The following is a 22,198-nucleotide window of genomic DNA, read 5'->3' on the forward strand; positions in this document are numbered from 1 at the left end:
ATAAACGATGAACTAATATGTAAATCAGTAATCTAACTTAAATGGCTGAAAAATCTATTATAGCAGAAATCGAAACTGATGTCGCCGACGTATTAAATACCCAGTTTGTCTATACAGGAACGGGTGATGTTCCAAGTTTTAACGATCCGGGGTTAAGCTACGAACGAACGAAGGAAAAGAAGGGCAAAATTTTGGAAACCTGTGTTTTGTACGTAGACATTAGAAATTCCGTTGCTCTTACTGAAAAACACAAGTCTATTACAATGGGTAAAATTTATACTGCATTTACCAAAGCAGTCATTAAAGCAGGCAGGCATCATGGCGGGCATACGAGAAATATTATCGGCGACCGTGTTATGATTGTCTTTCCAAAATCCAACTGTTTTACAAATGCTGTGAAGTGTGCAATTACAATTAACCACATTACACGTAAAATCTTGAACATTAAGTTTGCTAATGTTGATTTTAAATGCGGCATTGGGATTGATTACGGTGAATTAAAGGTTATTAAAGTTGGCATACAACGTAACGGTACCGAGGGACCGCAAAATAAAGGTTTGATTTGGGCTGGCTACCCAGCCAATATAGCATCCCGACTAACCGACATGGGGCACAAAGAAATTATGCAGACTTATTACAAGGTTGTAAGAAACCCAATAAATCCTAGAGCGATAAGATCAATATTCCCTCTATTTGATTTTCCTGGCATAGCCAACATGGGGAGCTATGATCCATCTGCACCATTTTATCTTTCTACAACAGAAACCGTTGAAATGTCAGAATCTGAATTTGCTAGCAGTTTTACCATGCATTCAAATGGCAATGGATATTATAACTCTGGAGGCAAAATGATTTCATTTGAGCGATTAGAACGAAAAATTATTTATCCCTCAATTTTGCTTACAGAAAAAGTATACAATGGATTATTGGCAGAAAATCCTTCTGCTGCGATTACTAAAGCACATTTTTGGATGGAGCAAAAGCAAAAAATTAAAAATGTCGATGGTAAAGTGTATGGCACTGACTTGATTTGGAAATTTGAATAATAGAAAAAATCATTTGTGTAAATTTATTGTTATTTAAATGGAGATTTTTTAGAATAAAATCAACAACCTAAACATACTATTATGACATCCCCTGACTTTGGAAGCCATTGGCCGCTTCATTCTTTTCAGCATTTTGCAATTACTGAGTGTGAAAAATCAAGCTATATCGTAGAAACTGGTAGCTCATTTCAAATCAATGGAATAATAAAAAATAATTTTGATGAAACTGGAACTACTTACATTGTCATAAAGTTAGCTTTCGCAGAAAATCAACACGCTGAAGTATTATTTGACTCAGACCGGGATTTTACCAATGGACAAAAGCAATCTTTACGATTTGAAGTTGCTCAGAATTCCGAACGACACTTCAGCATTAATATACCAGTTGACCGCGAATGCGTTTTGGGAACATTAGACATGAGATTAGAATTATGGTCACCAGGAAGACTTAGATATCCTGCCCAGTCGCTTGATACCGTCGCCTTATTTTATAGATCGCCATGGGGGAATGGAATAGATTTAATTAGTCCGGATCATCTAATTGCTAAAGCTTTCTTCTCATATTCTTGGCATTCACCCGAACATCTAAAGTGGATAAATGAACTCGCCCAAGAATTAGCGTTAAGGCAAATACGCGTCATAATGGATCGTAATTCAGTCGAATTCGGGCAGGAACTTACTGAGTTTATGGAGAAGGCTGTAAGCATTCCTGTAATTATAGCAATTTGTTCAAGTTCTTATACAAAAAAGGCCAACGACAGAAAAACTTCACCATCAGGTGCAGGATATGAAGCTTCCTTGCTTTCGAATCAAATTTTGAAGGGACGTTTTAAAGGACAAATTATTCCCGTAATAAGAGACAACCCTTCCAAAGAGCTTCCTGATTTTTTTAATTCAGCCCTATATCTTAATATGGATGTGGAGCATTGGAAAGCTAAACCTCTGACCGACCTGGCCGACAAAATCATAAAAAACAACCATCTAACGTGATGACGAATAGGACAAGGGATATTTTATAGCCAAATTTTTTAACAGGCATGTTGGCAGCCCTTCGTCGCTCAATCGGGTTTCTTAGTAAGGATAATTGTGGGACGCTTATTATTGATGCTCGATGCTACATTCCAAGGATTGGCACATCGCCGATTTTCATTAGAGTTCGATTACAATTTGCTAATTTTTTAAATGATATAGACCTTGTTAAGTACCGTAAGGCTATTAATTGTATTTTTACAAGACATATTATTATCCAAACCTTCATCATGAATTTTCTTCTATTCTCCGGACCCACTGCTGCTGGTAAAACACCATCCATAGCACGTTACAAAGATTATCTGGCAGCAACTTATGCTGTTAGTAGTTTCACCAAGATGGGTGAGGATTTCCATTGTCTTCTAATCGCACATGATCGAAAAATAATCTTTTGGTCAGCTACGGATACTCCCAAATTAATCGACGATCTGGTTGCATTCATCAAACTGTATCCTGATGCAGAAGCAGTTGTTACCTCTTGCAGAAGCTACGATGTTTGGCCGAGACAATATCAGTTTGAGCAATTAAAGCTCAATGATCCCTCCAATACTTTTTTTGAGATACCAATGGGACGCCAAATCACCGGAGTTCACAGGCGTAGAAGCCTGGGCTGGTACTTAGCGTCCATATTGCAAATAGCAACTATAGTGGGTGATCAGGTTCCGTTCAAATTTTAAGTGCAATAAGGCTGTTTTGAATGGTGACGTAATCTGTTGAATTGAGACGCTATCCGTATCGACATTATGATAATTCGTTTTATTTCAACATTATCCATCGTATTAAACTTAAACTTTAAATGTTAAAAATACCTTTCGGCAAAGACAAATTAACAAGTGCTATCTACGATGCCGGAATGGTTTCAAATGGTAATAAATGTAATTGTATATGTTTAGAATGTGGCAAAGATTTACAAGCTGTTCATCCACAGGTTTTAAATAGACAGAAATTTTTTAGACATAAGCCGGGCACGGATTGTCAGGGCACATTGGAAAGCATTTTCCATTTTGCAGCAAAGGAGATTATAAAAAAATCTACTTCTCTAAAAATCAGCGAAGATGAATCATTTTCGTATTCAAGCTGCGATATCGAAATGACTAAATACAGCAAACGTCCCGACGCTTATATCACCAACCAAAGCACCTCACTGATTGTAGAAATTTTATTTTCCCATCAAATTGAAAGTTCAACGTTAGACGTTTACCTAAATAACAACGAGCGGGTTTTAGAAATTAATATTTCAGCTGAAAAAAATAAGCTTTTCAATTATGAATATTTTAAAGATTGGGTTTTATCGCATGCACCCAGGGAATTATACGTGCAACCTCAAAAGTTAGAAGCTGATACATCAGGAAAACATAACGCGGCTGGCGATAAAAGCGAATCCGATATCGGAGTCTATATTGTGCTTGGACTCATAGGTGCCTGGTTATATCGCAGATTTTTTAAAGGCAGAGGGTAATATTGATAGTAAGCTCATATTTAAGCAAACGCAGAATCTACATTAAAAATCGTTTCAGCATGATAATAAATATTGGACGATGCTTGACCATATACTTCAAATGAATAAATACAAATTATTATAATATCTCTTTTATAGTACTCCTGCGACATTCTTAAGTTATCTACCTTTGAATTGATAGTTTTTAAATTATTATTCCCGCGCATAATCAGCTAGTTAATCAGATGCTTTTGGTACTCTTGTTTGTTATCTTTCAAATTAATCTTAGAAGGGCCTAAAACTGAATAGCTTCCTATCCCTAATACTTTAACAGCAAATCATACAATACGTGCTGCATATATAGATAAAATGAAGGAAATAAAAACCGAAATCATGATTGTCAGCCCGTAATTAGTGCGAGAGACTACCATGGTATTGGCAGCTGCTACAATGGAACTGGCAACACTTATTGTAGTGATAAATCGCTGCTTTTGATCCAATGAGCTAGCGGCGCTTGGCTTCGTTCTCACTGCAACAACGGCTTGGGTATGTCATGCTCTAAATTTATTTGCTTTTTTATAGTTTTTAATCGATGAATTAATCTTCGTCAGTCAATATGGATTTTGTCTTTCGCCTATAAAGTATGTTAAGTTTGTTTCCGAATTAAAACAATCATCTTGATGGTAAAGGTTTAAAAAGATGAAAGGAACTAATGGGGTAATAATGTTTTATAAATAAAAAATTGAATTATTGGATACTTGATGCCGGACAAATAATTACATTTACTATATTCATAATATCTCCGGAAAAACCTACCATCATTATCTATTTGATAAATACCTTAGACCTACCATATGACCATCACGCCACTACTTTCTAATAAAATAAACGAATACAAAAAGCATGTTGTCTTTGCATTAAGCTTTTATTATAAGAATGATTATGAACACACACTTGGAGATTTTCGTAAAAGTGGTGAGGCTCTATTGAAAATATATATTTTAGAAAAGTTTGGCGATTTAAATGGTGAAGAAATTATCTTAGGCGAATTAGATCGCCATCTAAATCCTACGGGGCAGCAAAAATATCTCGATTACCAAGAATACCTGAACATAGCAAAAGACGAAAGTTTTTTTTCTGCAAGCGACTTCAGTAAATTGATTGATCTGCAAAAAAAAGCAAGGACGGCGGTACATAATCCCAATTTTCCTATAGATTATAAGGCAAATGCCGAGTTATGCAAATCACAGTCTTTTCACTTAACTGAATTGTTGTACAAAAAAATTGGAATTGATATTCCGGCCGACATTACAAATGCCTATAACGGAAAAATTAGCCAAGATTTAATTGAAACATTAGAAGTGTCTGATTGGGATGAGCTTTATAATTATGTTGACGGATTTTCTAAGCAGAATAAATACATCTTAGTTGCGCCTCCTGTGTATAAAGATTGTAGCTTAAATCAATTAGAAGTATTAGCAAGAATTAATTGGTCATTTGTTATTGACTTTAATCCCGATTCAAAAGAACATGGCTTGTTTAAATCATTCGAAAAGACTGTAGGCTCAGGTTTTGTCCCATTAACGATTAAACAAAAGGGGCAAAGGAATATAGTTGGAACAGGTGCGTATGGCAGTGTAAACTGGCTCTTTGCCAATGGATTAAAAACAATTGCCGACACTATAACAAAAAATGTTAAGAGTTGGCTCAGCAATAGATACCACCTTTTTATAAAGGAATTATTTTCTGATTTTTTTTCAAAAGCTGTACATCGCTACGTGATAATTTACCTTTGGGATGATGTAGAATATATTGAAGAGATTACTCGTATAGTTTCTCAAATAGATAATGTAGGAAATGATTTAATCCGTCATGTATTTATATCAGAAAACTTCGATACTCTTACCGAGATAGACAAATTTGACAAATTTGATATTAATTACAAAGCTTACAACTTATCACTACAAACGATTATTAGTAACCTAGCCAATGTTCTAAGTAAACAAGAGCTAGAAAATGATAAGATCATAGTTCCTGGTCGAACAATTGCCGGGGAGCAAACAGATATAGATATATCGGATATTTATAATAAGCTCTTAGATAATCATGTTAGCATTGTTTATAAGAACATTGAACAAAGTACAATCTACATTGCTGCAAATCAGGTTCCTGCTTTTTATCAAGGAGAGCAGATAACATGGAAAGATTTATCCATCGATATTGAGGCAAAACGAGCAAAATATGACGAATTATTGTTGAAATTAAAGTCCCATTTAACTTTAACAAAAAAATCATTAAAATTTGAACTTTTCCACAAACCTGGCGCGGGGGGTACCACGCTTGCCCATCGGGTAGCATTCGATTTAAGAAGCCTGTTTCCTACAATTGTAGTAACGCATTTTGAAAAAGTCAATACCTACAAATCAATTTCAATTTTTTTGGAAAAAGTTAATCGCCCAGTATTGGCTGTCGTGGAAGCTTCAAATATGGGTCTAAATGATGTGGAAGAATTAATTAGAACTTGCAATGCCAGTAAGCAAACTGTATGCTTCCTTTATATAAGAAGAACTCTTCAAATTGGTAGGCCAGGAGAATTTTCATTATACCTTAACGATGCAATGGCCGATATTAGTGAACGTGATAAGTTTTTAGCTAAAACAGGTATATATACAACTGATAAAACGACGATTGAGGCTTTAGCAAAAAGACAACCTGCGGAAAGTGAGGTAATAGATTTTTCATTGGCCATTAACGAAAGAGATTATAGTAAAAGCAAACTGATAGAATACATTGAGGCTTACACGGAAAAAATGAGCGATGATCAAGCTAAATTCACCGTTTTCGCTTCAATTATATATTATTATTCACAAAAAAGTGTTTCGGAACTGATTTTTAGGTCATTATTCAGAAAGGGACTTTCGGAAGAATTACGTCAAGTAGCGTTTGCTAATCAATATATAAGGAAAATCCTTATTCAGGAATTTGATCAGGACGATTATATCTACACCGAGTACTGGCGTCCCCGATTTTCAAAGTTTGCGGAGACGGTATTGATAATTCTTTTAGGAGGAAAAAAGGTTGATAATTGGAAAGACCAAATTGATATGTATTCCCTTGAGCTCATTAAGATAATTAAAACCAATAATGAATATTTAGTCGATGAAACAAGGGCTATATTAAAAAGTGTTTTCTTTGAAAGAAATAATGAGGACTTATTAGGTACGGAAGAGCAATGGCACAGTAACGTAAATAATGATCAGTTCTCCTTTTTGATAAGAGATATAGCAGTAAAAGAGAAACAAAAAGCTGTCCTCACTGCTTTGGTTGAAGCCTATCCCAATGAAAGCCATTTTTTAGGTCATTTAGCCCGCTTTTTGTACGAAAAGGCTGAGGAACAAGCAGAATTTTTCGAAGCAGAAACTTACATCAAGAGCGCACTTGACTTCGATGGAGAAAATGATTACAATCTTCAACATCTTGGGGGGATGTGTAAACGCAGGCATATTGAGTTTTTAAAAAGAAATTATAATAAAAGCCAGACCACTACATTTTCAGAATCTTATATTATAGAGCTTAGTGACGAGGCAAATACGTATTTTAATACAAGTCGTTCAATAAATCCATATAACATACACGCTTATGTTGCTCAGATACAAACTTTAATTTTAGCCATTGACTTTGGACGTGAATTATCAGGTATTGAGAAAAAAGAAAAGTTTATCACAAGCCCCGAGCATACATGGTATTTAGACCAATATTATACAGTTAAGAAATTAATTGACGAAGCTCAGATATTAATTGAGCAACAGGAAACGCTGGGAAAAACTAACAAAATCGCAAAAGCAAGATATTATATTTCTTCAAGCGAAGGTCACTCATACGAACTTTTAGGTAATTATGGGACATCAATTGAAATGTTTAAAAATTTGATAGATAAAGCAGATCGTGCATATCGTCCCCAATTACGCTTAATGTACATTCATTCAACTCTTTTGAATAAGGTGCAAGGAAATTACAAAAAAATAGATGAAGCATGGTATAAGTTGAGGGATGAAGAAATAAAAAATATAGAAAAAGCCCTTAATGACAATATTCTGCAAGATCCCCACAGTATTTTAACATTGAGATTATGGTTCAAATTAGTTAGATATTCTCACATCGATATATCAACAGAAGAAATCATATCCAGATTAAAAATCTGGTACAATAACAGCGAGAATTCAAAGATTTTAAACTTAGAAGCATCTTACTATTTATATATCCTATACGTATGTCTTACCATTGAGGCCGGTGATTCATTTAGTACAATCTATAAAGATGAGGCAACCATGTTTATAAGTAAATGCAGGGAGATGTCAAGAAATAGCAAATATTCATTTGAATGGTATGGAAAAGGCAATGGTATTGATTGCCTTATAAATCATAAAGAAAAGCCATACGGAGACGATTCAATGCTGGAGCGCGTAGAAGGTACTATTATTCAAATAAGTAGTAGACAACAAGGGAAAATTGCCCTTAAATCTGGAATAGAAGCATTTTTTGTTCCAACTGCAGGTAATTTTATTGAGGGCAAAGATGAAACATCTCGTGTAACTTTTTATGTTGGATTTCGACACGATGGACTATTTGCCATTGATGTACGTAAATTGTCTAATTTCCAAGAAAGCGTTGCGATTGATGCACCTAAAAAATCAAATATTGAAGAAACGCAGGAAGCAAATTTAGTCACCGAAGAAGAAAAAATTGTTGCTATTGAAGAAATAGAAGAAATAGAAATTCTACCAGCCAAAAAGCGTGAATATATTTTGCCTGGTCCAAAAGTTGTAGGCTCAATCCCCCCAGAACAGCTTGAAAGTCTAAAAAATCGATTTCCTAGGAAGAAGAAGTAACGAGCTATCGACAAAGCGATTACTACCGTAAAGAAAATAATAAAATTTTAGCACATTGAATTGGAAAACTGATTATGTTAAATTTCTGGATTGCGTTAATCCGCTCGACCTTCGGGTAGATGAAGCAATGCAGTTAAAAAACGAGAATCTGCCAAGTAAACTTTATAAGTACAGGCCTGCTACAGATTACGCACTACAAAATTTGGAATCAGATACAGTATGGTTGAATAAACCATCAGAATATAATGACCCATTTGAATTTGCGGAATACATAGATTTTAAACAATTGCAAGCTCCTTTAAATAGAGATGCGGGATTTGACGTTGTTTCACATTTTGCCAAAAGCTTTCCAGTGCCTGATGAGGTTAAAAAAGAGGCACGGAGCGCTTTTAACCCTCTTGAAATACTAATTGATTATGCATTCCTAAAGGAAGGACGTGATAGTAATGAGATTGAAATTTTCAAGTCCGCTGTAGCAGAAGTTGTGCAAGAGCAATACATAGCTTTGCAGGAATCAAAAATTGACTTTATGCAAGAGCAGATGAAAGTCTGTTCGTTTTGTGAGACCCATGAACAATTATTAATGTGGAGTCATTACTCGGATTATCATACGGGCTTTTGCGTAGAATATGACACAACACTTTGGCCACAGGAAGATATACGCAGGAGGCTGCTTTATCCTATTATTTATCAGGATAAACGCTACGATGCCACAGGGCATTTGATGCAAAACCTAATAGGCCACGCAGGTTTTAATCCACTATATTCCATAATCTCAGGATCTACTAAATCAAGCGAATGGTCATATGAAAAAGAATGGCGTTTTATCATAAATATTGGAGGTTCCTATCCTAAGAAAAATTACAATATGAACTGCCAATCCCGCGTCTTTCTTGGATATCGTATAGATCAAAAACGTAAGAAGGATATTATGGATATCTGCGAAAAAAAGGCGATTCAGGTATTTCAAGCGAAACCAGCTCATGACTGCTATAAGCTTATATTTCAAAAAGTAAATTAGAAATTACGCTTGGCAAGAGTCTGTTGACTAATTTATTTAGTATTTTTAAACTTCAAATAACTTTAGCGACTTGCTTATTAATTCCATAAAATATGAATATTGAGGCCATAGAAATGAGATTAATGGCCATGAATGGCGATGCTCTTCACCGGTTGGGTGATCACTATCTGTTTTTTGAAGGTGGAAAAGATTATGAAAGCATCAATCCTGTAGGCCAGTCGGAAGGTAAACAAAAGTCTACAAAAGGAACTCCGGATACGCGAATTACGCTTAAAAATGGTAAACATATTTTTATTCAGTATACAACACAGAAGAACTGCCCCGAAAAAAAAGCCTTTTATAATAAACTTGTTACTGACCTGGAGGCTTGTTTTGATCCGAAAAAAACCTCAATATCTTGCAAGGATATCGAATATGTAGTACTGTTCTTTAATAGCAACCTGAACGAAGAAACTGAACAAAAATTAAAGGATCTCACGAAATCTTATGGTGTACCTTTAAAATTATATAACCTTACTACAATCGCCCATAACATTTATAAGTACTATCCTTATTTGGCTAAAGATTATTTAGGAATCGCAATCGGCACTTACCAAATACTACCATTAGAGCAGTTTGTAAGCGAATATGAGAAAGGTGGGATAGCTACGCCGCTATCCAATCCATTTTACCATAGGGAGAATGAAATAAAGGCAATCAAGTCCCTCGTAGAGGCCAATATGATTACAATCATTAACGGGAAATCAGGCGTGGGGAAATCGAAAGTAGCAATAGAAATAATGAAGCGATTCAGGCATGATCATCCGGATTATAGTTGCTTTTGTATATCTAATAAAGACTTGCCTATTATAAATGATTTGAGAAATCACCTTGGGACAGCAAAAAACACGCTACTATTTATTGATGACGTAAACAAGAGCATTCATTTATTGAGGGAAATATTCACGTGGTTTACCGAACGTGATGTGCAATTGAAGATCGTGGTAACTGTAAGAGAATATGTTTATAAGCAAATATATCCTTCTCTGAAAGAGTACAGTAATAATACCTATTATTTACCTGACTTTAATGAATATGAAATCTTGAAAATTATTTCAAGTGAACCATTTAATATAGTTGACAGTGCTTACCAAAAAAAAATAATTCAACTATCCAAGGGAAATGCACGTTTAGCGATTATGGCTGCAATTGCCTGCAAAGATAAACAGCTCGTCGTCCTTGATAGTGTAATAAATATATATAACGAATACTATAAGAGGGTATCGGGAGATAGTCCTGTTTTGAAGCAGCCTGAGTATTTAAAAGTATTAGGTATTCTCTCTTTTTTTAGAACTATTGATAGTGACAATAGGGAGGATTCCGAAAAAATATTTTCAGCATTCAATATTGACGAAAATCAATTTTGGACAAAAATATATGCATTGGAAACTTATGAGATCGTGGATGTATTTTCAGATAAAACAACAGCCAAATTTACAGATCAAATATTGGAAGGCTATTTATTTTATAAAGTATTCCTTGAAGATAAATTAGTTTCTTACCGTGTTATTTTAGATCAATTTTTTCCTTCATACAGCGGCCGTATTAAATTTACTGCAATCGAAGGTCAGAACACTTTCGGCAAAATTGATTTTGAAAATAAACTTCTACCCTATGTTCAAGAAAAATTTGATTCTATTATTAGGCACGGCGAATCAGAATTTGACTTTCTCAAAATATTTTATTCCTATCTGCCCGACGAAACATTAAACTATTTATATAAAACCATTCAGTGTCTCCCCACAGAAGAACCCTTAGTTTTATTAAACGAAGTAGAAAATAGTAACGCTGCGCAAAAAGCCTTTATTTTTGAAGGGGGGAAAAAAATAGAGCGATATCATCACGATTCCTTCTTTGAACTAATATCCGAATTTCTCAAAGATTTTAATCCTAATTTTACCCTGTCCCTCAGCCTAATGTTTGATTACATTGAAAAAAAACAGGACGTTGCTGAATTATTTATCGAGTTAATTTCAGGCTACATCGCGTTTTCAGCTGACGATGAACGCTTAGGATTTGAGAAAGAAAATTTCTTCTCCATCGAATTAGCGAGCAGAGTCGCGACTGGACATCCAATCCACATCTATATATTTTTAAGGCTTGCTCCGAATTTTTTAAAAACGACATTTTTCCATCATGTCAATTACCACGGTGCCAAGGTTGGAAAAGTGTCGTATGCCCTGATTGAAAAAGTTATAACAATCCGGGCCATATATTGGACAACTTTTAGCAATATTTTTAATAACTACAGATTGTTATCATTATATACCTTAGACAATATTAAAAATGGACTTTCTCAAAATGATCATCACTTACTGAGAGCTAGTGATTGGGAAGCCCTGGCGACCCTTTTTGATCGTCATTTTGACCCTAAAAATTTTATAGACACTTTCACTATTAATAAATTAATTATTGATCTGACAAGAGGGGGAAAAACCACGAAGTATTATTCCGAATATCTTAAAAAGGTAGATACGGAGGAATACAGGTGGTTTAAGGTTTTAGATTATAGCATAGTAAGGAACCGAGAAATTGTCAGAGAAGAATATGAAAACCATAACGACTTTCGCACAAGGTTCAATTTTCTAAAAGCAGAGGAGATTCTGTCCAATTTTAACTACGATACATCAGCACAATATCTGCCTTTATTTGATTTAATGGGAGACTGTGTTACACATAATATTTGGGAGTTTTATCATCCTAAAGATGCCGCGCTAGTCCTTTTGAGCAATATACTGAAGTATGAAAAGATGTTTCTTGAACTTTTCGCTGTATTGGTGACTAAACCGTATTTTAATCAAATTATTGATCTCAACACCTTTTTTATTACGGTCCAGCAAACCGCGCCCAATTTACTTGACAAGGTGGAAGCAATAATATTTTCCGGTGATTTTAAAATCAGTCAATATACTAGGATCGAATTCTTTAATTCGCTATACCAATCGAACATTACAAATGAACGTTGTCAATCCTACAAAAGAACATTTGATAAAATAGAGGGCACATTTTACTTAACGTTTAAGAATGCATATCTTTATTGTGCTGTTGATCCAAGCTTCTTACAGCACGTTATTACTACTTTGATAGACAAGGCAGAAAGGAAGAACATAACTTTGTCATTGGATTCTGATTTCATTGAAAAGAAGTTCAGTATATTAAATTCAATTGAAACCGCTGAAAACCTTTATTTGTGTTTATCAAGTGATAGATATGACTACGAGGGTCATGAGCTCTCATTTATTTTGAAACTAAAACCAGAATTTTTAGAAAGGTATATACAGTCGATCTCAAGTAAATCATGGTATGAAAGAGATCAGTACAATGAACTTACCTGCCTTTGGCAATTACCTAACTATCTAAGTAATATTGCAATGGTCTTCGACCATATAGTCCCTAAACCATCGTATTTATTTGCAGGTGAACGAATTTTGGACCATTTGATAGAATTCACCGCTGATGAAGTCGACACTAATAAAAAAATTAGTTTTTTTAAATATTATATCTGCTTAAACAATCGGGATGCTAAGAAAATGAATGCTAGTTTTAAAATTATCCAAAATAAATATCAAGCTAATTTTAAATCACTATTCCGCCATTTCTTGGAACACAACCAAGACATAACTTTATTCAGGAAGATTAATTGGACCGACCAAGGTACAATTATCCGCAATGGTAATTCCATACTGGGTGAAATCAATGAAAGAATTTGGACTCAAATAAAATTTGTTGTCGAAGAAATGAATCCTAAAATTGAATTTTTGGAACATAAAATTTATATTAATAGTGAAATTGATTATTGCAGAAAAAGCGCAGTTAGTGAACGTAAACATGATTTTCTAGGAAGAGGTTAGGACAGTATTTAAACTTCAGCGAATGACGCTACGGATATAACTAGAGGCGTCATTAAAGTGGAATAAATTGTAGCCTTAATCGAGAAAGCACATTTAGTAATAGCTAATAGTTTCAATTTAAAGTTATTGGATATACTACGAAATTGGACTGTAGAATTCCATGAGAACTCATGTAAAGTGTAAACTTATCTTATATCGACCTTTTTAGAAATAGTTTGACACACTACAAAGGTTTTTACACAATATTAACGAGTTTCTCTATCAGCAACGAAAATTGCTTTTTAAGGTTTCTGAAAGATTGCCAGTTACTTAGTCCTGTTCGGCATAAAATTTACCTGGGCGCCCTTTAAATGAATTACCATCAAAAGCATTTGCGATAATGATCGGAAAAGGTTGGGTGGGGTAACATGCCTGCCAAAATTTCCTTATTAAACCCATGCATTCCGTATCAATCATTTTATCACATTTCTCTTTCCAATTTTCTAAAGTTTGGTAAATTTTGGGTTTATCTACGGAAGAGTGAACATACTGGTTCCTCAGTTCCACACTGGTTTGTAGGTACGTACTAAAAGGTTCTTGATCGCAATCTAAAGCCTGACCGCCTACAATTCGGGAAATATTTGAAATTCGTTGTTTTAAATTTGAGTAGTTCTTAAAACCTTTCCTCGTGATACTTTCAATACCCCGTAGTTGATTTTCTTCATCCACATTTTTACCGGCTCCAGAAAGATAAGCATGGTAACCTACTGAATTTAAGAAACTTTCTACAAAAAAAATTAAATTAATATGAGCCTCTCTAAAATTGCGGAATGAAACTTCGTCGCTTGGTTGAATACGTTTTTGCTCTGTCCAATGAATTGAATTAATGTCTATTTCACTGTAATTCTTTATAGTTTTCCTTTGATAATAGTAATCATATCCTTCGTTGTAAAAATGAGCCGCTGAGTGCATATAATCCATACAATCTACCTGAAACAAATAGAAATGCTCCGGGTAACCATGATAAACATCATGAAGTAAATGTCCTCTCTTAAGCGCTTTGTCAACATTTACTAAATGTCTTAAGTCATTTAGAATAATTCCTTTAACCGTAAAGTCAGGGTTGTTGTTAATATAATCAGAGATGTCTTTGTCATCACAAATCTGTTTAAATTCAAGTTTCTTTTTCGCTTCGCTAACAAAACGTTGCGTTTCTGCCTGTTGATCTATGACTAAATCATACCTGCCATCCCATTTGAGATCATCTTGCATTAATTGTAATCGTTCTATGTTTTTATTTATTAAAATATAGATTGCCTTCCTATCAACGTCAGATAACAAGCCCCTTACAATCCATCCATAGAATTGCAATAAGAAAGTGTCTTTGCTTAAACTGTTATGTAATGTTACATGCATTACGTAAATATACAATAAATGAACATGCTGCTTCCCGTCAATTAATGGTTTTGACGAAGGATTTTCCTTTTTCAAATGATGTTCTTCTCAACCACCACAATTCTTTGAATGAGTAAGGAGGAGAGGGCAAGCTTAGTATAGAGATAATAACGGAGTTATAAAAAAACAACTAAAATAATATGTCAGCATATACTTATACACGCACTGGCAAAATATTTCAAATGAATAGATACAAATAATAATAATTGCTCTCTTGTAGTATTCCTGCGACATGGTTAAGCTATCAACTTTTGAATTGATAGTTTTTAAGTTATTATTTCTGCGTTTAATTAGCCAGTTAATTAGATGCTTTTGGTACTCTTGCTTGTTACCTTTAAAATTAATCTCAGAAGGGCCTAAAACAGAATAGCTTCCTCTCTCTAATGCTCTAACGGCAAACCATACAGTACGCGCAGCATAAATAGATAAAGTGAAAGAAATAAAAACCGAAATTACGATTGTCAACCCATAATTGGTATTTGAAATTACCATAGCATTCGCTGCCACAACTATGGAACTGGCAACGCTTATTGTACTGATAAATAAGGCTGCTTTTGATTCGATACCTTTCCGTCGTTCATCCTCGCTTTCACTTAATTTTGTAGCAAGGCTAAGAACCTGGTCTAAATTCTCATCATCAACGTCCAGAATAAATTCCTGAACAGGGGCATTTGTAACAGCAGGTTCAAGTTCCAGTAATGGCCATATAAATTCTCTTATATTATAACCTGCTTTCTTCAACCAGGAGCGAAGTGATTTCATCTGATATATTAAAGTTTAATTGTCTTTCGATCCACGCCCATTGTCCGTTTGGATTTATCTCTAAAAAAACATACTCTTGATTTTGGTCTAAAATAAAATCAATAGCACCGAAATTGAGATTTAGCTTTTTTGTAAGTGCGAGACATTTTTGCTTGATGTCCTCAGGGATATCTATTACACTGTGTTTCAAAGGATGGCTGGCTCTCCTCCAGTCTACTGAAGATTCTTCTCCAACTTGCGAATGAATTAATGCGCCAAATATTTTATTGCCTACCACCGTTATTCTTAAATCAGCGGTTTTAGTTATCAAATTTTGCAAATAAACGGGACATTGCGCAACTCTTTCGGCCTTACTTTCATCCAATTCCAATTCACTTGTGAAAATTACACCTTCTTCAATTTCGGCAGCTATTAGTCCTGATTTAATTGGCTTTATAATACATTTCGCATCATTTGAATCATAAAATTTTTTGGCGCTCTCAGGTTTATTGGTTAAAATAGTATTTGGAATATCAAATCCAATTTCCTGCGCTAATAATAATTGGTATACTTTATTTTCAGCTCTACGGATATCATCTACGGTATTGATCCAAAAGGCTTTATTTAAAATTTTGTACAAAGCCTCTAATGTGAACCAAAGCTCAGATTTGATAAAATTAATCTCGCCTGAAGACAAACCCTGCGAATGAACTATAATTTCCGGGCGCCGGAAGTAAACCGCTCTAATTCTTAAAAGATCTATAGAGACGTCTTTTTTGGAATCGAAAATGAAAAATTGATTATCCTTGATATTAAAGGACAGCTGTATGGAATTACCAATTTCGTCAGTATTTAACCGGTAAAAGGGGACGTCTTTGTTGGAGAGGGCTTGAACTATAAAATCACTGGTGATGTCATTCTTATTGGTAATAATTAAAATGCTCATCATCCCTTTCTTGCTTGATTAATGTCTTTGTATCCAGATCTAACAAACTAAATCTTTCATCATCTCGTTCAACTTTAGTAAGTGTTTTTGTACTTAATTCTAAAAGAAAATTGTCGTCATCCTGCTCCTGATGTACTTTAGTTTTAGTTTCTAGTTGAACAGCGCTACTCTCAGATTCGATGAATTTTTGCTTGACCCCATTGATGGTTATCATGTTTAGTGAAGCATCATCGTCATATTGAAAAGCAACGCCATTACCATCGCCTTGGCGGATTGTCTTATAATCAAAGATCAAAGGTCTATTCATTGTAATAAGGATTATATATTACTAAATTAATGATAATAAATAAATGAAATACAATCTAATATTAAAATTTACTTCAGTCTATTAGTAGTAAGTTTCAAATACACTACATCCTCATCCACACTTCAGTATACTAAAAAACCCATTTGAAAAATTCCAAATGGGTTTTTCTATTTTATTTTCAGGGAAATTATATTCTATATCCGCCTGAAACTTCAATGCGTTGTGCATTGATCCATTTCGAATCATTTGAACAAAGAAACGCGACCACACTACCAATATCATCGGGCAAACCCACTCTTCCTAAAGCTGTTTCTGAGGCTAAGTGTTTGTTTAAGTCGGAAATATCACGGACAGCGCCGCCGCCAAAATCCGTTTCAATGGCACCGGGAGCAATGGAGTTGACCCTTATTTTTCTGCTTCCCAATTCAAGCGCCTGATATTTTGATAAAGAATCGATTGCTGCTTTCATAGCGCCGTAAGCAGAATATCCTTCAAATGAAAATCTTGCCAGGCCTGAAGACGTATTAACAATACTGCTTCCATCATTTAACAACGGTAATAATTTCTGCGTTAAGAAATAAGGCCCTTTAAAATGGATGTTGGTCATTGAATCAAGGATCTCTTCCGTCATCGTTTCAATGCGTTCGTTGATGCCAATACCAGCATTATTAACCAGCGCGTCCAGTTTGGCATTATAAAATTCCTTTTCTAAGAGGTTTTTTACTGAGTTTATAAAATGGTCAAAGCCAGATGTTGTGGAAATATCCAAAGGCAATGCAAAGGCTTTTTGCCCAATTGTTTCAATTTCTTTTGTCACTTCATCCGCAAATTCTTTTTTGGTTTGATAAGTAAGGATGATATCAAATCCTTTTTTTGCTAATTGTATAGCTGCATCTTTTCCCAGTCCACGGCTTGCACCGGTCACTAAGGCTATTTTATTCTGATAGTTTGACATTTTTATATGTTTTAATAATTGTTAAATTCTTTTAATAAATAGTATGGATATACTGAGCAGATGACCAGTATTAGTTCAATAAACTGTTCCTAAAATTATTAGGAGTACTGCCAACTTCTTTTCTGAACAGGCGTGAAAAATAGGTTGGATTCTCAAAACCAAGCGAGGAGGAAATCTCCGATATGTTCATATCGCCTCCTGTTAGCATATTTTTTGCCTCACCGATCAAAAAGAGGTGAATAAGTTCTAACGCTGTTTTACCAGTTTCCTCTTTAAGCAGGTCAGTTAAATACCGGGGAGATATATGCATCTTTTCTGCAAGTGAAGTCACCGTAGGCAACCCGGTATTTTTCAGCTTTCGCTCTTCAAAATTAGCGGCAAGCAAAGCGTTGAACCTGGTAAGTGTCGCCCCCGTTAACGTTGTTCTGTGGATGAATTGTCTTTTATAAAACCGTTGCGCATATTTAAGCATCGAGTCAATATGACTGATCATGATAGCCTTGCTGAGTTCATCAGTGTTATTATAGTACTCTTTTTCAATGCTGAAGTACAAATTCCAAATGATCTCCTCTTCTCCAGGCGAAAGATGCAAAGCCTCGTTCACCTCGTAATCGAAATAGCCATATTTCTTAATTTCGCTATATAGGGACGTTCCTGGTAAGTAGTCCTCATGGATAAGGATCAGAAATCCTTTTTCCTCCAGTTCGACATTTTTAAAGACCACTTTCTGCTGTGGCCTTACAAAGGACATGGAACCGCGGTCGTGGTCATATTTTGTTTTCCCATACAGCATGCTACCGGATTTCAACTTTTTGAACCCGATGATATAAAATGCAGAGGAAAATTCAACTTTACCATTGCCGTTACAAGAGTCGCGTTCACCATATACCACACTGAAAAGCGGATGTTCTGGCGGTTTAACACCAAGGGCTTCATGCAGGTCGCTGATTTTTAGGAAATGCTTCATTTTTCAGGATTTAACAAAAGAGTCCGGCAAGTCCGGATGCTAATTTGATTTGGTACAAATTTCTGCTAATTAGTAATAGCTATCATGATACAAAAGTGGGCAATAATGAAACGTTTCAACGTTTCACCTCCGGGTATGCATATCTGTCATCGATGTACTAATCTTGGGAAACAACCTGCTTGTGATTTACACCCCAATCTTTTAATGAATAGATTATGGGGGTTAAAGTATCGGCATACTTTTCCAGGGTATATACGATCTTAACGGGATAATCACCCAGCACAGTGCGCTTAAGAAGTTTGTGTTGTTCAAGTTCTTTAAGTTCCTTAGCCAATACTTTAGGGGTTATCCCTGGTATGCTTTCCTGTATATCAGTAAACCGGTCATTGCCGACGCCCACTGAAATGATAATAGGTAGCTTCCATTTACCATTTATTACGTCAAGTGCATCCCTTACCGGCTTTATTGTATTTAAGCAATCGCAGTGTGTTTTTTTCTGAGCCATAGAATCCTTTAATTAAAATTACACTTTCCTTTGGGAAAGGACTATACAAAGGAAAGCAAAATATAGGTAGCTTTGCAATAACGCTAAATTTAATCAGACTTAAAAAAATCGGAAGGCAGGTTGCAGGTTTGATCTGCGGGCTAACATCCAGAGAAGCATCACCACGGTAGCAAATAAACGAGTAACCAATTTGACATTAAATATTAAATAAATGAAAATAGGAATAATTGGAACAGGTGCCATTGGAGGTACCATCGCTAAAAAAATGGTTTTGGCGGGACATCAGGTTTCAGTAAGCAATTCGGGGGATTTTAAAAAATTAGAAGACCGCGCTGACGAATTAGGAGCTTCGCCTAAGATGTTAGAGGACCTTGTTAGAGATGTAGAGATTATTATAATTTCCGTACCGACCATTGCGATTCCGAGCCTGGCTAAAACGCTATTCGATAAAGTATCGCAGGAAACTATCGTGGTTGATACTTCTAACTATTATCCGTTTCGTGATGCCGATATTGAAGAAATCAAATATGGTAAAGCAGAAAGTGTCTGGCTGTCTGAGCAAATAGGCTGCCCTGTTATCAAAGCTTTTAATATGTTATTGGCAGAAACACTGGTATCCGGGGGCAAACCCAATGGCGCACCAACGCGTATAGCGATGGCCATATCAGGCGATGATGCTAAAGCCAAAGAAATTATATCTGGGCTCGTAGATGAAGCAGGATTCGATGTTGTTGACGCTGGTGATCTGGAAAGTTCATGGAGGCACCAGCCTGGAACGCCTGCTTATTGCACAGAATTAAATGCAACGGAGCTGAAACAGGCCCTCAAAGATGGTGACAGGGAAGCTGCACCTCAGATCAGGGATTCTGTTATCAAAATTTTCATGGAACGTACTAGTCAACCCTCGCATGAGGAAACAATAGAAATCAATCGATCGTTATTTCCTAAAAATCCCAAAACCGCATAATAGAGCCAGATATAGACGCTGTCATGATACAAATAAGTGGTAAATTTGGATAGTATATAGTAGAGCATTGAAATCAGACATCATAAATCACCAATTTAAGGACGACCTGCCTTTAGGACTTGAGGTTGTTTCGTTGGTTGATCTGTATGCCCGCAGCCGCGATTTACTCACTCAGCCGCACCGTACAGCCTTTTACCATATCATATGGTTCAAAACCGGAAACCTGACGCACATGGTGGACTTTCAACCTTTCCCAATCGAGGAAGACACCATTCTCTTTCTTAAAAAAGACATTGTCCAGGTTTATGATCGTTCGCCGTATATCGAGGGAAAAGCCATATTGTTTACCGATACTTTCTTCTGTAGAACCGAGGCCGACGTCCGCTTCTTAAAAGAGACGATTCTATTTAACGACCTGTTTACGATCTCGGCTATACGTTTACCAAGTCCTTGTGTTTTTCCAGTGCTCTTAGATCTGATGGAAACCGAGGTTTCCCATCCGTCGGATCATTACCAGGCAGATGTACTGAGGGGTTACCTGCACAACTTTTTGCTCCATGCGGAAAGAGAAAGACGTAAACAAGGTTATAAAGAAGTCAGGAAAGGTGCAGACCTGGACTATGTACTACTTTTCAATGACCTGATTGAATCGGAATACAAAACTCACAAACAGGTTCGTCATTTTGCTTCCAATCTAAGTGTTACTGAAAAACGACTGAACCAAGCTACATCTAAAGTGCTGGGGAAAACGGCCAAGCAGATGATCGACGACCGTATCCTGCTGGAAGCCAAAAGAATGCTGGCACATACGCATGACACGATCAAAGAGGTCGGGTACGCGCTTGGCTTTGAGGAACCTACCAATTTTATTAAATATTTCCGGAAGCATAACGGCTCTACGCCAGTAGAATTCCGTGAAAAGCTAACTGCTCAAACATCTGCCTAAAAGTATCATCTAACGGCGCTTTTCTACCTTTTTACACGGGCTTTTGCATGCCATCTTTGTATTATCAAAATATCATAGAAATGAAGCATTTGAAGCATACCCTATTTATGTTATCGACAGTACTAACCCTCCAGTATGGTGCTGCTCAGGAAAAAGTAAAAACAAAAAAAGCGGAAAAGATGAACTACAAACAAGAAACAGTAGATTTACTAAAAGCCATTGAAACAGGTGCAGCAGCGCCAGTTGCAATTATTAATGCCAACAGCTATAAGCAGCACAACCTGGCAATTGCAGACGGACTGGCAGGCTTCGGCGCTGCTTTGCAGGCCTTACCCGCAGGCTCAGCAAAAGTGCAAACGATCCGCGTCTTCCAGGACGGCAATTATGTTTTTGCCCACACGGATTATAACTTTTTTGGCCCAAAAATCGGATTTGACATTTTCCGCTATGAGAACGGCAAAGTCGTGGAGCACTGGGATAACCTTCAGGAAAAACCTGAGTCAACCAATCCAAGCGGCCATACTATGATTGATGGTACAACCCAAGTAACTGACCTGGATAAAACTGCAAGTAATAAAGTATTGGTCAGAAATTTCGTGGATGACATTTTGGTCAATGGCAAAATGGATAAGCTTACCGGTTATTTCAACGGTGACAACTACATTCAGCATAATCCACTTATTCCAGACCAGCTGTCAGGCCTTGGGAAAGCATTAGGCGAAATGGCAAAAGCTGGCATTACCATGAAGTATGATACTATCCACCAAGTACTGGGTGAAGGCAATTTTGTCCTCGTTGTAAGTGAAGGGCATCTAGGCGGTAAACATTCCTCGTTTTATGATCTCTTCCGTGTAGAGAACGGTAAGATTGCCGAACACTGGGATGTGATTGAAACTATTGAACCCCAAGCCGAATGGAAAAACAACAACGGAAAATTTAATTTTTAATCACAGTGATTCCCGCATTCAAAAATATAATGGCAGCCATTCTCGTAATGGCTGCCTTATCTGGTTATAGCCAGGCTAAGACCGTAGATCAAAGCTCCCTATTAAGCGACACGACTGAAATTCACCAGTTGGTACGCTCATACTGCCAGTCGATTGATCTTGCTGATACT

At 36.0% G+C, this 22,198-nt stretch carries 17 protein-coding genes; 10 read left to right on the plus strand and 7 right to left on the minus strand.

The features are described 5' to 3' along the window. Positions 1-41 precede the first annotated feature (41 nt). The 7 genes from FMM05_RS00225 to FMM05_RS00255 all read left to right on the plus strand — a co-directional run bounded on the left by FMM05_RS00225 (position 42) and on the right by FMM05_RS00255 (position 13,313). Entirely contained in the window at positions 42-1,046 is a 1,005-nt protein-coding gene (locus FMM05_RS00225; protein ID WP_143371338.1) for an adenylate/guanylate cyclase domain-containing protein, read from the plus strand. Positions 1,047-1,127: 81 nt separating this feature from the next. Beyond that, positions 1,128-2,036, plus strand: a complete 909-nt coding sequence (locus FMM05_RS00230; RefSeq protein ID WP_143371339.1) for a toll/interleukin-1 receptor domain-containing protein — start codon at positions 1,128-1,130, stop codon at positions 2,034-2,036. A 47-nt stretch (positions 2,037-2,083) separates the two neighbouring features. Next, entirely contained in the window at positions 2,084-2,752 is a 669-nt protein-coding gene (locus FMM05_RS00235) for a hypothetical protein (protein ID WP_143371340.1), read from the plus strand. Between the two features lie 119 nt (positions 2,753-2,871). Continuing rightward, a complete protein-coding gene (locus FMM05_RS00240) occupies positions 2,872-3,534 on the plus strand; it encodes a hypothetical protein (RefSeq protein ID WP_143371341.1) in 663 nt (220 codons plus the stop codon). A gap of 833 nt (positions 3,535-4,367) precedes the next feature. Next, positions 4,368-8,402, plus strand: coding sequence for a hypothetical protein (locus FMM05_RS00245; protein ID WP_143371342.1), 4,035 nt, complete (start codon positions 4,368-4,370; stop codon positions 8,400-8,402). A gap of 55 nt (positions 8,403-8,457) precedes the next feature. Continuing rightward, a complete protein-coding gene (locus tag FMM05_RS00250) occupies positions 8,458-9,423 on the plus strand; it encodes a DUF2971 domain-containing protein (protein WP_143371343.1) in 966 nt (321 codons plus the stop codon). Between the two features lie 92 nt (positions 9,424-9,515). Further along, on the plus strand, positions 9,516-13,313 hold the full coding sequence (locus tag FMM05_RS00255) for an nSTAND3 domain-containing NTPase (RefSeq protein ID WP_143371344.1): 3,798 nt from the start codon (positions 9,516-9,518) through the stop codon (positions 13,311-13,313). Between the two features lie 309 nt (positions 13,314-13,622). On the opposite strand, the gene FMM05_RS00260 is transcribed toward FMM05_RS00255, so the two are convergent. The 7 genes from FMM05_RS00260 to FMM05_RS00290 form a co-directional block, all read right to left on the minus strand. Continuing rightward, positions 13,623-14,783 carry a hypothetical protein gene (locus tag FMM05_RS00260; RefSeq protein WP_143371345.1) on the minus strand — a complete coding sequence of 387 codons (1,161 nt, stop codon included), beginning with the start codon at positions 14,781-14,783 and terminating at the stop codon, positions 13,623-13,625. A gap of 57 nt (positions 14,784-14,840) precedes the next feature. Further along, positions 14,841-15,509 (minus strand): hypothetical protein, encoded by a 669-nt coding sequence (locus FMM05_RS00265; RefSeq protein WP_143371346.1) that lies wholly within the window; start codon positions 15,507-15,509, stop codon positions 14,841-14,843. Further along, a complete protein-coding gene (locus FMM05_RS00270; protein ID WP_143371347.1) occupies positions 15,469-16,437 on the minus strand; it encodes an MvdC/MvdD family ATP grasp protein in 969 nt (322 codons plus the stop codon). Before FMM05_RS00270 ends, FMM05_RS00265 begins: the two co-directional genes overlap by 41 nt. Next, a complete protein-coding gene (locus FMM05_RS00275) occupies positions 16,409-16,741 on the minus strand; it encodes a hypothetical protein (protein ID WP_185965471.1) in 333 nt (110 codons plus the stop codon). The genes FMM05_RS00270 and FMM05_RS00275 overlap by 29 nt, the downstream gene beginning before the upstream one ends. 187 nt (positions 16,742-16,928) lie before the next feature. Beyond that, positions 16,929-17,696: an SDR family NAD(P)-dependent oxidoreductase gene (locus tag FMM05_RS00280; protein ID WP_143371348.1), complete on the minus strand. Its 768-nt coding sequence runs from the start codon at positions 17,694-17,696 to the stop codon at positions 16,929-16,931. 70 nt (positions 17,697-17,766) lie between these two features. Further along, the gene (locus FMM05_RS00285) at positions 17,767-18,663 is read right to left on the minus strand and encodes a helix-turn-helix domain-containing protein (protein ID WP_143371349.1); all 897 of its coding nucleotides are present in this window, start codon (positions 18,661-18,663) and stop codon (positions 17,767-17,769) included. A 157-nt stretch (positions 18,664-18,820) separates the two neighbouring features. Next, entirely contained in the window at positions 18,821-19,168 is a 348-nt protein-coding gene (locus tag FMM05_RS00290; RefSeq protein ID WP_143371350.1) for a winged helix-turn-helix transcriptional regulator, read from the minus strand. A 211-nt stretch (positions 19,169-19,379) separates the two neighbouring features. Here FMM05_RS00290 and FMM05_RS00295 point away from each other — a divergent pair, with 211 nt between their 5' ends. The 3 genes from FMM05_RS00295 to FMM05_RS00305 all read left to right on the plus strand — a co-directional run bounded on the left by FMM05_RS00295 (position 19,380) and on the right by FMM05_RS00305 (position 22,028). Continuing rightward, positions 19,380-20,135, plus strand: coding sequence for an NADPH-dependent F420 reductase (locus FMM05_RS00295; protein ID WP_143371351.1), 756 nt, complete (start codon positions 19,380-19,382; stop codon positions 20,133-20,135). A gap of 67 nt (positions 20,136-20,202) precedes the next feature. Then, a complete protein-coding gene (locus FMM05_RS00300; RefSeq protein WP_143371352.1) occupies positions 20,203-21,081 on the plus strand; it encodes an AraC family transcriptional regulator in 879 nt (292 codons plus the stop codon). 80 nt (positions 21,082-21,161) lie between these two features. Then, positions 21,162-22,028 carry a nuclear transport factor 2 family protein gene (locus tag FMM05_RS00305; RefSeq protein ID WP_185965472.1) on the plus strand — a complete coding sequence of 289 codons (867 nt, stop codon included), beginning with the start codon at positions 21,162-21,164 and terminating at the stop codon, positions 22,026-22,028. Positions 22,029-22,198 lie beyond the last annotated feature (170 nt).

The organism is Flavobacterium zepuense, from assembly GCF_007097145.1.
In the GTDB taxonomy this organism is placed as follows: domain Bacteria; phylum Bacteroidota; class Bacteroidia; order Flavobacteriales; family Flavobacteriaceae; genus Flavobacterium; species Flavobacterium zepuense.

What these genes read in the sequence shown, in the direction of transcription:
- FMM05_RS00230 (WP_143371339.1), top strand. Translation starts at nt 1,128, where the DNA reads ATGACATCCCCTGACTTTGGAAGCCATTGGCCGCTTCATTCTTTTCAG.
- FMM05_RS00305 (WP_185965472.1), top strand. Translation starts at nt 21,162, where the DNA reads ATGAAGCATTTGAAGCATACCCTATTTATGTTATCGACAGTACTAACC.
- FMM05_RS00255 (WP_143371344.1), top strand. Translation starts at nt 9,516, where the DNA reads ATGAATATTGAGGCCATAGAAATGAGATTAATGGCCATGAATGGCGAT.
- FMM05_RS00225 (WP_143371338.1), top strand. Translation starts at nt 42, where the DNA reads ATGGCTGAAAAATCTATTATAGCAGAAATCGAAACTGATGTCGCCGAC.
- FMM05_RS00295 (WP_143371351.1), top strand. Translation starts at nt 19,380, where the DNA reads ATGAAAATAGGAATAATTGGAACAGGTGCCATTGGAGGTACCATCGCT.
- FMM05_RS00290 (WP_143371350.1), bottom strand. Translation starts at nt 19,168, where the DNA reads ATGGCTCAGAAAAAAACACACTGCGATTGCTTAAATACAATAAAGCCG.
- FMM05_RS00280 (WP_143371348.1), bottom strand. Translation starts at nt 17,696, where the DNA reads ATGTCAAACTATCAGAATAAAATAGCCTTAGTGACCGGTGCAAGCCGT.
- FMM05_RS00270 (WP_143371347.1), bottom strand. Translation starts at nt 16,437, where the DNA reads ATGATGAGCATTTTAATTATTACCAATAAGAATGACATCACCAGTGAT.
- FMM05_RS00275 (WP_185965471.1), bottom strand. Translation starts at nt 16,741, where the DNA reads ATGAATAGACCTTTGATCTTTGATTATAAGACAATCCGCCAAGGCGAT.
- FMM05_RS00285 (WP_143371349.1), bottom strand. Translation starts at nt 18,663, where the DNA reads ATGAAGCATTTCCTAAAAATCAGCGACCTGCATGAAGCCCTTGGTGTT.
- FMM05_RS00235 (WP_143371340.1), top strand. Translation starts at nt 2,084, where the DNA reads ATGTTGGCAGCCCTTCGTCGCTCAATCGGGTTTCTTAGTAAGGATAAT.
- FMM05_RS00265 (WP_143371346.1), bottom strand. Translation starts at nt 15,509, where the DNA reads ATGAAATCACTTCGCTCCTGGTTGAAGAAAGCAGGTTATAATATAAGA.
- FMM05_RS00240 (WP_143371341.1), top strand. Translation starts at nt 2,872, where the DNA reads ATGTTAAAAATACCTTTCGGCAAAGACAAATTAACAAGTGCTATCTAC.
- FMM05_RS00245 (WP_143371342.1), top strand. Translation starts at nt 4,368, where the DNA reads ATGACCATCACGCCACTACTTTCTAATAAAATAAACGAATACAAAAAG.